General features: G+C 34.4%; 12 protein-coding genes. All 12 read left to right on the forward strand.

Features of this window, described 5'->3' with window-relative positions:
- The first annotated feature begins 386 nt into the window (after nt 1–386).
- Nucleotides 387–1,538, forward strand: a complete 1,152-nt coding sequence (locus tag BUB47_RS05775) for an AAA family ATPase (protein WP_073184635.1) — start codon at nt 387–389, stop codon at nt 1,536–1,538.
- Complete coding sequence (locus tag BUB47_RS05780; RefSeq protein ID WP_200779483.1) at nt 1,528–3,747, forward strand: S8 family peptidase; 2,220 nt, start codon at nt 1,528–1,530, stop codon at nt 3,745–3,747. The genes BUB47_RS05775 and BUB47_RS05780 overlap by 11 nt, the downstream gene beginning before the upstream one ends.
- Before the next feature lie 92 nt (nt 3,748–3,839).
- Entirely contained in the window at nt 3,840–4,661 is an 822-nt protein-coding gene (locus BUB47_RS05785) for a ParA family protein (RefSeq protein ID WP_073184636.1), read from the forward strand.
- On the forward strand, nt 4,618–5,556 hold the full coding sequence (locus tag BUB47_RS05790) for a ParB/RepB/Spo0J family partition protein (protein ID WP_073184638.1): 939 nt from the start codon (nt 4,618–4,620) through the stop codon (nt 5,554–5,556). The genes BUB47_RS05785 and BUB47_RS05790 overlap by 44 nt, the downstream gene beginning before the upstream one ends.
- A 33-nt stretch (nt 5,557–5,589) precedes the next feature.
- Nucleotides 5,590–6,504, forward strand: coding sequence for a DUF6017 domain-containing protein (locus tag BUB47_RS05795; protein ID WP_073184640.1), 915 nt, complete (start codon nt 5,590–5,592; stop codon nt 6,502–6,504).
- Between the two features lie 74 nt (nt 6,505–6,578).
- Nucleotides 6,579–6,932, forward strand: a complete 354-nt coding sequence (locus BUB47_RS05800) for a DUF7768 domain-containing protein (RefSeq protein WP_073184642.1) — start codon at nt 6,579–6,581, stop codon at nt 6,930–6,932.
- 69 nt (nt 6,933–7,001) lie between these two features.
- Nucleotides 7,002–7,481, forward strand: a complete 480-nt coding sequence (locus BUB47_RS05805) for a PcfB family protein (RefSeq protein WP_073184644.1) — start codon at nt 7,002–7,004, stop codon at nt 7,479–7,481.
- A complete protein-coding gene (locus BUB47_RS05810; RefSeq protein ID WP_073184645.1) occupies nt 7,478–9,259 on the forward strand; it encodes a VirD4-like conjugal transfer protein, CD1115 family in 1,782 nt (593 codons plus the stop codon). Before BUB47_RS05805 ends, BUB47_RS05810 begins: the two co-directional genes overlap by 4 nt.
- Nucleotides 9,260–9,358: 99 nt before the next feature.
- On the forward strand, nt 9,359–9,838 hold the full coding sequence (locus BUB47_RS05815) for a helix-turn-helix domain-containing protein (RefSeq protein WP_073184647.1): 480 nt from the start codon (nt 9,359–9,361) through the stop codon (nt 9,836–9,838).
- Nucleotides 9,839–10,031: 193 nt separating this feature from the next.
- The gene (locus BUB47_RS05820) at nt 10,032–10,190 is read left to right on the forward strand and encodes a Maff2 family mobile element protein (RefSeq protein ID WP_073184648.1); all 159 of its coding nucleotides are present in this window, start codon (nt 10,032–10,034) and stop codon (nt 10,188–10,190) included.
- 108 nt (nt 10,191–10,298) lie between these two features.
- Complete coding sequence (locus tag BUB47_RS05825) at nt 10,299–10,502, forward strand: helix-turn-helix domain-containing protein (protein WP_073184650.1); 204 nt, start codon at nt 10,299–10,301, stop codon at nt 10,500–10,502.
- 62 nt (nt 10,503–10,564) lie between these two features.
- Nucleotides 10,565–13,852 (forward strand): Eco57I restriction-modification methylase domain-containing protein, encoded by a 3,288-nt coding sequence (locus tag BUB47_RS05830; RefSeq protein WP_073184652.1) that lies wholly within the window; start codon nt 10,565–10,567, stop codon nt 13,850–13,852.
- Nucleotides 13,853–13,975 lie beyond the last annotated feature (123 nt).

The following is a 13,975-nucleotide window of genomic DNA, read 5'->3' on the forward strand; positions in this document are numbered from 1 at the left end:
GTTTGCTCTTAATTTTGAGTAGGCAGCTTTTTTATATAGATAAAATTAAATAGTACATTTTCACAGGGAGTTAGTTTATATGACTAGCTCTTTTTTGTGCCTAAAATTGAAAGGAGGGACAGAATTGGACGTAAAAATATATAGAACAAAGGATGGGCAAAATTTCTCACTTGAACCTATTTTAAATGATGAAAGATGTACGGAGAATCAATGAGATATTGCCAGTATATATACCTTTCCTGATGATATAAAAATAATTATTTCTGGGGAGAGATTGCAATCAATAATTACCTGTCCAATCGTGTCCAATAATATGTTGACAAATGGGAATAAAAATGATACTATTTAACAGTATAAACAATAGTGTCCCAAAAAGAGGTGTCAATATGAAATCAAGTTTAGTAGTTAAATTGATAGAAGCTCATAGCTCTGGTAGCGAAGATGCTTTTAAAAATGCATTAAATATTTTAGCTGATGATGAAGAGAAGAAAGGAAATCTTAAAACATCTTCCTCACTGAGGAAAGCATATGTATATGATAAAAAACGTTCTGCAGCTTATAGCGATAGTCCACTTTCAGAAATGTCTTTTTCCGTTCAAAATGCAATTCCGATGCCTAAAGATAAGGATAGTACCTTGGAATTATTAGAGATTTTAACCCCTAAAATTACATTGTCAGATGTTGCTTTGCCTGAGAAAACATTACAAGCAGTTCGGCAAATTGTAGCAGAGCAAAAATCTGTTGAAAAACTTATTGATAGAGGTATCGCTCCCGCAAACAGGCTGTTATTCTGTGGACCTCCGGGTTGTGGAAAGACATTAACTGCGAATGCTTTAGCAGGCGAGTTGCAAATACCAGTTGCATACGTAAAACTGGATGGCTTAGTTTCTTCTTATTTAGGGCAAACAGGAACAAACATAAGAAAAATTTTTGATTTTGTTAAGAATAAGAGAATTATGTTATTTCTAGATGAGTTTGATGCTATTGCTAAAAAAAGAGATGACTCTAATGAATTAGGGGAGCTCAAGAGGGTTGTGACAACTCTTTTGCAAAATATGGATGCCATGCCATCGAACGTTTTTTTAGTAGCTGCAACAAATCACCATCACCTTTTAGATCCAGCTATTTGGCGAAGATTTAATTCTTCAATACTATTAGAATTACCAAATGTGGAACAGAGAACTCAAATTATAGAAAGATTTTATTCTGAAAAATTATCTGAGTATGATATTGATATTAAGACTTTAACAATATTGTCTGAAGGTATGAGTGGTGCAGAAGTTCAGAGTTTTATGCAATCACTTGCCAAATATTGTGTATTGGAAAATGTAAATAAAGTTGTCTCTCAAAAAGAGATTGCAGAAATATGGTTGCAACAAAACACACTTTTTGTAAGTGAGAATAGTGATGATTTTATGAAAGCACTATATAAGCTTAAAAAAAATGGTATATCATTAAGAACATTAGAAGAGATAACAAGTATTCCCAAATCTACGTTGGACTATCGTTTTAAAAAGGAGGAGCTAAATGATGAGTGATAAAAGAAGAAACCATTTGTGGATACCTGATGAAGAAGTTACTAGGGTAGACAAAAAACCAACAGGGAGAACAACACCAAGAAATATATCTTTTACTGAGCATGGACAAAAATTAAGTAGCAGTCTTCAATCAATAAAACAAGCGATTGAAAATGTTTCAGAGGATGATTCTTTATCAGATACAGGATTAATGATATTCAAAGTTGAATTGCCAGATGGAGAAAAGATCAAAGATAAAAAGGATTTATTTACATCAACTGGTATGGAAGTTAAAGTTGTTAAAAGTGAGAATAAGGCTGTAATTGCTACAACAAAAAACCAGTTTCAATCATTAAAAAAGAGAATAGATGATTATACTCGTTCAGGATCAGGTAAAACATATTTTGATTATATAGAAGATTTTAAGCCTTATCTTGGCAGTGAAAAGAATTCAAGTTCTTTGCAAAAAACCACTTGTTCGGATCTGGTTCCTGATTCATTGGATATTCAGCTAATGCTTGTGCCTAACTTAAGAGAAGAAATATATGATTTAGCAATACAAAGATTAGTTGAAAAAATTGGAGACAGAGATGGGATTATTCAGGAAGAACCATATTACTTGTCAGATAACACGCCAGTAATTCGGGTAATCATACCTTCGAATTCCTTATTTCATTACGAGAATGATTCAGCAATTTATAGGATTGAGGAAACTGATTTTTTTAGTGCAGATGCAGCATCAAAAGATGCAATTGATTTAAATGAATTGGAATTGGACGATAGTGTTCTTATTGATAAATTACCCATAGTAACTGTATTAGACTCGGGAGTGAATTTTCCAGAAGGATTAGAACCACTTATACTCCATCATTGGACAGATGGTTCTTCTGGTGGTGATAGTGAGCATGGAACAAAAGTTGCTAGTAGAGTTGCATTCAAATACATATGTGACCAATTGCCTAGTACGAAAATTACTCCAAGAACTCGTATTATTGATTGCAACATTTTAGATGGAAGTGTTCCTGTAAATGTGTTTATCAAAAGAATTCAGAATGCTGTAGCTACATTTTGTGATATATCTAAAATATATAATCTATCTGCAAATGCATCCTCACCAATTGAAGGGGATGAAATGAGTATTTTAGGTTATGAATTGGATGCTCTACAACTAAAACGAAATGTACAGTTTGTTATTTCAGCTGGAAATCACCAATTGTGGAGCACTGAATCTTGTTTAGAAGATATTCTAGATGATGATGATTCGAGAGTATCAGCTCCAGCTGATTCTATGTTATCTGTTGTTGTTGGAGCAACTTCAGGAGAAACGCACCCAAATAGTCTTTCTACTATAAATGAAGTTTCTTCATATAGCCGGATAGGTTCAGGATTTAATGGTTTTTCTAAACCTGATTTGACTGCTTACGGTGGTTGTATAACATGTATTGCAGGTTCAGTATCAGTGCCTGAAGATAAATATTCTTTACTTTTAGACAAAAACGGTCAACTGACGCCAGATGCAGGGACAAGTTTTACTGCTCCTGTTGTAGCTGGAGATTTTGCAGAAATATTAGGAATTATCCCTAACCAAGATATCCTGTTGGCAAAAGCCTTGTTATATCACAATGCTATGCCTATTTGGGATGAGGACAGTATTACTGATGAAGAATTGGCATATGCTCATAATTTATACGGTAGAGGTTTATCAAACGTAGATGAGAGCAAATATTCTTCTCCCTCCAAAGTAACATTTGTGAGAACAGGTACCTTAAATAAGGTTACTAAAGAACGTGTAACAATTTATATGCCTGAAATTTTAGCTGCTCAGGTTGGAAGAAATGTTGCAAAAGTTTCAGTAACATGTATTTCAATGCCACCAGTTGACAGAACAAAAGGAACAGAATATTTAGGGGCATATATACGGGCATCATTAAAAAAGAGCAGTTCTGATGGACGTTTAAAGCCAGTTCAACAAGATTTTAAAGTTGGTAGACAAAAATGGGATGTTTGTCACCAGTTTACAAAATTGTTTTCAAAATTTGAAGCTGGTGATTGGCAGATTTGGCTTGAATTATTTTCACGTTGGGATGAAGAGAATATCGATGTTCCATATGCATTAGCTGTAACCATTGAAGATGTAAGCAATACTTTAGATGTTTATAGCGAAATAGAAGCATTAAATAGATATCGTGCTATTAATACACTTAGATTGCGTCTTGATTCCCAATCATAACACGTGATTACAATAAAATATTTTAGAAAAAGGAGTTAGTCTATATATGATTAGCTCTTTTTTTATGCACAAAATTAAAAGGAGGAACAGAATTGAATGCAAAAATCATTGCCATAGCCAACCAAAAAGGCGGTGTTGGCAAAACAACCACCTGTGCCAACTTAGGTATAGGTTTAGCTATGGAAAATAAGAAAGTATTACTTGTGGATGCAGACCCTCAAGGCAGTTTATCTATTAGTTTGGGGCATTCACAGCCAGATAGTATTGATACTACCCTTGCTACTATCATGGGCAAGGTGATTACTGATACAGCTTTTGAGCCTAAAGAGGGTATTTTAAAACATGATGAGGGCGTGGATTTACTCCCTGCTAACATTGAGTTATCTAGCATGGAAGTATCTCTTGTTAATGCCATGAGCAGAGAAACCATACTTAAACAATACCTTGATACGGTGAAAAAACAGTATGACTATATTCTTTTAGACTGTATGCCCTCTTTAGGAATGCTGACAATTAATGCCCTTGCTGCGGCAGATAGTGTAATCGTTCCTGTACAAGCGGATTATCTCCCAGCAAAAGGATTAGAACAGCTATTACAGACCATTGGAAAGGTACGCAGACAGATAAATCCAAAATTGAAAATTGACGGGATTCTCTTAACTATGGTAGATGGGCGTACTAATTTTGCAAAGGACATCAGTGCATTGGTAAGAGAGACTTATGGAGGCAGTATTAAAGTATTTAATGCTGATATACCCCGTTCAGTTAAAGCCGCAGAAATTAGTGCAGAGGGAAAAAGTATCTTTGCTCATGATCCAAAGGGAAAGGTTGCAGAAGGATATAAAAGTTTGACCAAGGAGGTGCTTAAAATTGAAAAGATCCGCCAAAAACATAAAGCTGGCATCAGTAGATGATTTATTTTCCACAGAGGAAAGCAGGGCTGATGAAAACCGAGAGAAGATAATTGAAATCCCTTTAACAGAACTGTTTCCTTTTAAAGACCACCCATTTAAGGTAATTGACAATGAAGCCATGTTTGACACAGCAGAAAGTGTTAAACAATATGGTGTTCTTGTTCCAGCCATTGCAAGACCTCGTGATGAAGGTGGTTATGAACTTGTTGCAGGGCATCGAAGAAAAAGAGCCTGTGAACTTGCTGAGCTTGATACAATGCCTGTAATAGTCCGTAACCTTGACGATGATGAAGCTGTTATTATTATGGTTGACAGCAACTTGCAGAGAGAAAATATCTTACCAAGTGAACGAGCCTTTGCATATAAAATGAAATTATCAGCAATGAAAAGACAGGCAGGCAGACCATTAAAAGAAAATGGTTCCCAAGTTGGGAATAATTTATTAGGCAAAAAAGCAAGTGAACTTTTAGCCGAGCAAGTTGGTGAAAGCAAAAATCAAATTTATCGCTACATCCGCCTTACCCACCTTATCCCCGAAATACTTTCAATGGTAGATGAAAAGAAAATTGCCTTTAATCCTGCTGTAGAGCTATCATTCCTTAAAAAAGAGGAACAAACCGACTTGCTTGATGCTATGGATATGGAGCAAGCTACTCCCTCGCTTTCACAGGCACAGCGTTTAAAGAAGTTTAGCAACGAAGGAAAATTAACCCTTGAGGTAATGAGTGCCATTATGAGTGAGGAAAAGAAAGGTGATTTAGATAAGGTAACCCTTACTGGGGATAAGTTAAAAAAATATTTTCCAAAGTCATATACACCTAAACAAATGGAGGAAACCATTATGAAATTACTTGAAGGATGGCATAAAAAACGGACAAGGGATCAAGAACGATAGACAATAATACAGGCAGGAAAAGAGGTGATACTTATGGCAGTATTTAGAGTAGAAAAAACACGAGATTATACGGTTATGTCAAATCACCATTTGAGAAATACAGAGCTTTCATTAAAGGCAAAAGGCTTACTATCCCTTATGCTTTCTCTTCCAGAGAATTGGGATTATACAACAAAGGGACTTTCTCGTATATGTAAGGATGGTATTGATAGTATTAACAGTGGGGTAAAGGAACTTGAAGCCAATGGCTATGTTATTCGTAGAAGATTACGCAATGAAAAAGGGCAATTAACTACAATAGAGTATACAATTTTCGAACAGCCACAATCCCTTGATACTACTGATGTTTCACATAAAGGGGAAAATCCAATCTTGGATAAGCAGGTACAGGAGAAACCAATACTGGAAAACCCAATCTTGGATAAACCTAAACAGGATGAACCTATCTTGGAAAAACCCCACCAATTAAGTACTAATATATTAAATACTGATTTATTAAGTATGGAGGTATCAAATCCTTATCCATCAAATCAATATCCAGCAAATAAAGAACCAGAAGAAAAAAAGATGGGATATGATTCGATTGGATTGAAAAGCGTAAAAGAAGTCAAAGAACTGGTATTAAAAAATATTGAATACGAGTATATAAAAACTCACCATGACCGTGGACGCCTAGAAGAAATTGTAGAGCTTATGGTAGAAACTCTGTGCTCCACAAAGGACACTATCAATATTTCAGGAGATGATTACCCTTCACAACTGGTCAAAGAAAAGCTGTTACGAATTAACAGTCTCCATATTGATTATGTATTTGAGTGTTTGAAAAAGACTACCACCTATATTCGTAATATCAAGAGATATCTACTGACAACACTTTTTAATGCTCCCTCAACTATAGACAACTACTATTCAGCACTTGTAAATCACGATTTTAAAGGAAAATATTAAGGCGTTTTGCACCTGTTTTATAGGAATAGCAAGATGCCTTTTTTGTATCCAAAATTAGAAAGGAGTTTTGAATTATGAGAAGACCAATGGCATATATTACAGCTGCTTGGGGAATGAACGAGTTTGAAAATACTGAAACCGCCACCAAATATTGCAGAAAAATCTATGAAGCAGGATTTACCCCTATGTGTCCTCTGTTATTTCTTCCGCTTTATCTAAACGACGAAATCCCGGAGGAACATAAGGACGGGATTGATATGGCAAGGGATATGTTAAGGCGTTCCCGTGTGCTTGTAGTTTGCGGTGATGTGATAGATGAAAATGTAAAAAATGACATTGCCACTGCCGATCGACTTCGTATTACAGCTACTACCCTTGATGGAATTTTGACAGTCAAGGGACATGGGAGGGAAAAAGCCAATGTCTGACTATCTCCTTAGACGGTTGCTTGTTCCACCGTAATAAATATTTTCAAACCATGAAAGGAGGATTTTATTATGCAAGAAGAAGTAGAAAACAGGTCGGTAGCACTTGTTATAAGCGGTACAAAGCTGACAGCAAGAACGTTAAAATCAGCTATTCTTAAATATTTAGCATGGCGTAAAAACAAGAAGGTGAAAGAACCCGCAATTCCTCGTGGAAAGCAGAGCGTGAAAAACCTTGCAAAGCAAGACCAAGGACTAAGTAACATTGAGGTTACAGATAAAAATATCAAAAGTTTTGAACGTGTGGCAAAGAAATACGGTGTGGACTTTGCCATCAAAAAAGATAAATCTGTATCACCACCTAAATACCTTGTCTTTTTCAAGGGCAGAGATGCAGATGCCATTACTTCTGCCTTTACTGAATTTACAGCAAAGACCATGAAAAAAGCGGAAAGACCTTCAGCGTTGGCACAACTTAAAAAGTTTGCTCAGCTTGTAAAGAACTCTATTACCGACAGGGTAAAATCCAAAAACAAGGAGCAAAGCCTATGAATGGAAAAATTAGAAAACTCCTCATTCTGAATATCCCCTATCTCTTGCTTGCCCTCTTCTTTACAAAGGTATCGCAGGCATGGAGGTATTCAGCAGGCTTTGACCTTGGACAAAAGATATTAAATCTTAGGGAGGGTTTTTCAATAGCTTTTAATAGTCTACTCCCAAGCTTTTACCCAAAGGATTTGCTCTTTGGTATTTTGATTGCTACTATAATCCGTCTTGTTGTTTATATTAAAGGCAAGAACGCCAAGAAATATAGAAAAGGTATAGAGTATGGCTCAGCACGTTGGGGTAATGCCAATGATATTCACCCTTTTGTAGATCCCGTATTCCGAAACAATGTGATACTTACACAGACAGAAAAACTAATGATGTCAAACCGTCCAAAGAACCCTAAGAATGCAAGAAATAAAAATGTGCTTATTGTAGGCGGTTCCGGTTCCGGGAAAACAAGATTTTGGTTGAAACCAAATCTCATGCAATGCCACAGCTCCTATGTGGTCACTGATCCAAAGGGTAGTATTGTTGTGGAATGCGGGAAATTATTACAGCGAGAGGGATATAAAATCAAAATCCTAAATACCATCAATTTTAAGAAATCCATGCACTATAATCCCTTTGCCTACATCAAAAGCGAAAAGGATATCTTGAAATTAGTTACTACCCTCATTGCCAATACTAAAGGCGAAGGAAAGGCAGGGGATGACTTTTGGCTTAAGGCAGAAACCTTGCTCTACACAGCTCTCATTGGATATATCTATTTTGAGGCTCCAGAACATGAGCAAAACTTCTCCACCCTTATTGAGTTTATCAATGCCTCTGAGGTTCGGGAAGATGATGAGGACTTTAAAAATCCAGTAGATTTAATGTTTGATGCCTTAAAGGAAAAAGACCCAGAGCATTTTGCTGTAAGGCAGTACAAGAAGTACAAATTAGCAGCAGGAAAAACCGCAAAGTCTATTCTCATCTCCTGTGGTGCAAGGCTGGCTCCCTTTGACATTAGGGAATTACGAGAATTGACTGCCTATGACGAAATGGAACTGGATACCTTGGGAGATAGAAAAACTGCCCTATTTATAATCATCAGCGATACAGACGATACTTTTAATTTCTTGGTGTCCATGGCATACACACAACTTTTCAATCTTCTCTGTGATAAGGCAGACGATGTATATGGAGGCAGACTACCTGTTCATGTAAGATGTCTAATTGATGAAGCTGCGAATATTGGGCAGATTCCTAAGTTGGAAAAACTCATGGCAACAATCCGTAGCCGTGAAATCTCCGCCTGCCTTGTCTTACAGGCACAAAGCCAATTAAAGGCTCTATATAAAGACAATGCTGATACCATTATCGGCAACTGTGACAGCATGATTTTCCTTGGAGGAAAGGAGAAAACCACCCTCAAGGATTTATCAGAAACCCTTGGTAAAGAAACCATTGATATGTTTAACACTTCTGATACCAGAGGAACACAAAGAAGTTACGGGCTTAATTATCAAAAGCTGGGAAAGGAGCTTATGAGTATGGATGAGCTTGCTGTAATGGATGGTGGCAAGTGCATTTTACAGCTAAGAGGTGTTCGCCCCTTCCTCTCCGAGAAATATGACATTACAAAGCACCCCAATTACAAATACTTATCGGATTATGATAAAAGAAACACCTTTAATATTGAAAAATATCTGTCCACAAAACTAAAGCCAAAACCTGATGAGGTATATGATGTTTACGAAATCGACCTCACAGACGAAAATAAAATACCAGTAAACTACTAGTAGGGACAAAAAACAGGGAATTCATCCACTCTACCATCGGTAGATACAATCCTTTAATCTAATATGTTAAAATAAATCTGTATAAGGAGGGTATCACAAATGAATCAAATTAAAATTGGCAGATTTATTGCAGATTGTAGAAAACAAAAAGGATTAACTCAGAATCAATTAGCCGAAAAGTTAGGTATTACCGATAAGGCGGTATCAAAATGGGAAAATGGAAAATCTATGCCAGATGTATCGCTATTTACTTCTTTATGTGATAGTTTAGGAATAACTCTAAATGAATTATTAGCTGGAGAACATATTCCAGATGAAGTATTAAAGGAAAAATCAGAAGAAGTGTTAATGGGAGTAATTAAAAGTAAAAGAAGTATTGGTGTTATTCAAATCATAGGATCTATACTTATGGGAGTTGGAATAATATTATTTTTCATTCCTGCGATTAAAAATCTTGGCAGTGCTACCGGTATGGGTATGGTAGGTATTGGTCTATTATTACTTGTTGCGGGTTATATTGTAAAATCAAATATAATCATGCAGAATTATAAGTGGTTTTTATTAAAAGTAGTGGGATAAATTAACTATGTATAATCGTTATTGATAGAAGAAACACTTTTGATACTGAAAAGTATCTGTTCAAAACTTAAAACCAAAGTCTGATGAGGTATACGATGTTTATGGGATCGGCCTCACAGACGAAACTGAAACCGCATAGTAGCGGTTATTTTTTTACCCAAAAATAAAACAAAGAAATTAGGAGGATTTAATTATGGCATTTTTCAATTCAGCAGTAGATGTATTACAGACACTTGTTATTGCCCTTGGAGCAGGACTTGGTATTTGGGGAGTTATTAACTTACTTGAAGGCTATGGAAATGATAATCCAGGTGCAAAATCACAAGGTATGAAACATTTAATACCAAAATAGAGAGGAAAACAAGCAAAAGAATTGGATGAAAAAGAAACTACAAAGATTATATTTCATAAAAGCAAGATTAATGATACAATCTATCTATAAGGAAAGGGAGGAGAAATTATGGGTGTAAGTTATAGACCCTTATGGGTAGAGCTTGCTAAAAGGGATATGAAGAAGATAAAATTTCAGGAACTGACGGGAATATCATCTAATCTTTTGGCTAATATGGGAAAAAACGAGTATATATCTATGAAGAATTTGGAACTAATATGCAGAACAATGAACCTTTCTCCTAATGAAGTTATTGAGTTTAAGGATGAATAAGCTAGAGATACGTAAAAATACTCATATAACTATTCTAATAAAAATAGTAGGTGGAGGGAAAAATGAAAATAGATAAAAACAAGTTTAGAAAACAACAACTGGAAGCAGTTCTAAATTCAGATATATATCAAAAAGCAATTTACGATATGGCCATTGCTATGAATAAAGATGCAAAGACTGCTCCAAATGAAAAAACAATTGAAACTAGATTTGATCAATACCTTACATTAATATTTAATCAATTATTTGATCACTTGGATATCTCATATTATCCAACGAAAGAAGAAGCGGTAGACACAGTTAGAGCCATAAGCAAAGGACATGCTGACACATCAATCGGAAATGTAGTCATAGAGTTCAAACAGCCACGAACTTTATCATCAGACAAAGATCAATTATCAGCACTTAATCAAATAAAGAATTACCTGGACGGCTTTAATTTAAAGGGTAATAATAAAACATTTGGAATGGTAACCGATGGCATTAAGTGTGCTACATTTATACAGAATGGAGGTAAATTTGAAAATACAGATTTTATACCTCTTGGACATTTGCAAATTGATCAATTAATAAAAAATATAATTGGTTTGGGACAAAAAGATTTTACTGCTGATAGCCTTGCAGATGATTTCGGGGGAGGTAAGAACTCACCAAGCAGAAAACTAGCAATGGTCTTGTTTCGTTCTTTGCAAGACACTGGTACAGATAAAACTAGGATGTTATTAACTGAATGGAAACATCTTTTCAAACTATCGCATGATGATAATTCCCAGCAAAGAGCTATTATTGAAAGAAGAAAAGCTCTTTCTAAATATTTTAATAATGAATTTAAAACTATTGATGAAGAATATAATGCTTTATTTTCTTTGCAAACATCCTATGCTATTTTAATTAAATTAATAGCTTTTAAAGTAATTTCCCAAGTGAAGTATGATGATTCTCTTATACAATATGAAGAATTACTTAATTTAGATTATCAATCACTTAGACTTCAAATGCAAGAACTAGAGTCAGGGTCAATTATTAGAGATTATGGGATTCAGAACTTACTAGAGGGGGACTTTTTTTCATGGTACTCAAGCCAAGAACAATGGAATGAAAAAATATCAAATAGCATTCAAGAAATTATTGCAAAATTGAACATATATACAATTAAATTTGTAAATGAAGGAGAGTATATTGCTAATGATTTTTTCAAAAAGCTTTATCAATCAATCATTCCCTACGAGGTTAGACATTCTTTAGGCGAGTATTATACGCCGGAATGGTTAGCAGAGCATATTGTAAATGAATCTCTTGTGCACATTCAAACTGCTAAATGGAGAGCGTTAGATCCTACTTGTGGAAGCGGCACATTTTTAACTGTATTAATAAATAAAATAGTAGAAGAATGCAAAGAGAAAGGTCTAGATAGTGCGGATATTTTAAGGGAAATTACAACAAGAGTGATTGGAATTGACTTAAATCCTTTGGCAGTTATTACTGCACGTGTAAACTATTTTTTAAATATAACTAATTTTATTTATTTTGATACAGAAGTTGAGATACCCGTATATTCTGGCGATGCAGCATATATCCCAGAAAAAATAGAAATAAAGGAAATTCCATTTATAAAGTATTCTTTTGACACAAAAATTGCACCTTTTGATGTTTTTTTCCCTGAGATTGGTTTAAGGAATTTAAAAAAATTCTCAAGAATAATGATAGATATAGAATTAGATATACTAGCATTAAATTCAGATGCTATCTATATTAGGCTTATGGAGTTAATACCATCTAATCAAAGACACATAAGTATTATTCAGGAAAAACTTAGAGAATTATCAGAGACGTTTGTAGAGTTTGAAGATAAAAAATGGAATGGTATTTGGGCAAGAATAATTACAAATTATTTAACAACAGCAAATATTGGAAAAGTAGATTTAATTGTTGGAAACCCTCCTTGGGTAGACTGGAAAAACTTGCCTTCGCTTTATAGGGAAAAGATTAAGTCTTTAGAAATAACAGATACTATTTTCTCAGGGGATGCTTATACAGGTGGCATTAATTTAAATATAGCAGCTTTAATAACAAATGTATCCATAAGTACTTGGTTATCTGATGATGGAGTGTTTGGAATGCTTATGCCTGATACTTTTTTGGTTCAACAAACATATGAAGGATATAGAAATTTGATTTTGAATAATGGTTCTAGAGCATATTTTATGAAAGCACATGATTGGACTAAATCGGGCAATCCATTTGTCGATGTTACTCAAAAATTCTATACTTATTATATTTCATACAAAGAACAAGATTATGCTCAAGGAATTCCCGTAACTAAATATAAAAAGAAAAGAGGGGCAAATTCACAACAGGAGAAAATAGATTTTAAGAATACTTTCGAGGAAGATGAGGCGCTAGCTATTCAACTGAATGAAGATACTACAAATTTCACAGTTATAAATAAAAGTAGTTTAGTAACAATTGAAGAATACAAGTTATTGGCTAAAGAAAAATCAATATATAGGGGCAGAGAGGGAGTAGAAGTTTATCCTCAAGAATTATTAATTTTTGAAACCGTTGATCAAGGTAAAGAGGATAGTAAAAATATTACTGTTCAAAATGTGCAAGTAAAACGTTCTAAGTTTAAAGTACCTCAGAGAAGATACTATTTTGAAAATAAATACCTCCATCCTTTGATAAAAGGAAAAGATATAGAACCTTTTAAAGTTACAAGTGAATTTCTAGTGCCATTTGTATATGATAAAAATGTAAGTACTCAGGTGGCAATAGATGAACTTACTTTAAGGAAAGAATCACCAAAAATATTTAAGTTTTTTAACGAATCTAAAGGATTATTTGAAAATCAAAGTGCTTATAGTAAGAAATTGATTAATGGTGAAGATATTCCATACTACTCACTAGCGAGAGTCGGGGAATACTCTTTTGCACCTCATTTTGTAGCATTTAGAGACAATACAAAGAATGTAGCGACAGTGGTAAGTGAAATAGAGACTCCATGGGGCGAGTATAAAAGACCTGTTTTCCAAAATCATGCCGTTACAATTTCACAAAGGCCTGATGGGAAATATATTTCTTTAAATGAAGCTCATTATATATGTGCGATAATAAATTCTAATGTAGTAAATGAATTTGTAAATATGTCATCAGATAGCCGATCTTTTCCAATCAATCCTAGATATCAAATACCTTTATATGGGAATGAAAAAATTTTTGAGATACAGGAGAAGATGGCAAGGTTATCAAAGAAAGCACATAAAGAATGTGATAATGAAAAATTTATTGCTCAAACTGTGGAAGAACTTGGGAAGCTATATATAAAAATGTTGAGAATATTAGAGAAATAATAGAAAAAACATTTAATAATGAGGCAACTTGATGTATAGTCAGGTTGCTTTTTCTATGAACTAATATCAGAGGAGAAGAAAAGACATGAAAGATGCTAAAAAAAGAAATTAAAATTAAAGCAA

Origin of the sequence: Anaerosphaera aminiphila DSM 21120, from assembly GCF_900129925.1 — a bacterium.
Classification (GTDB): domain Bacteria; phylum Bacillota; class Clostridia; order Tissierellales; family Peptoniphilaceae; genus Anaerosphaera; species Anaerosphaera aminiphila.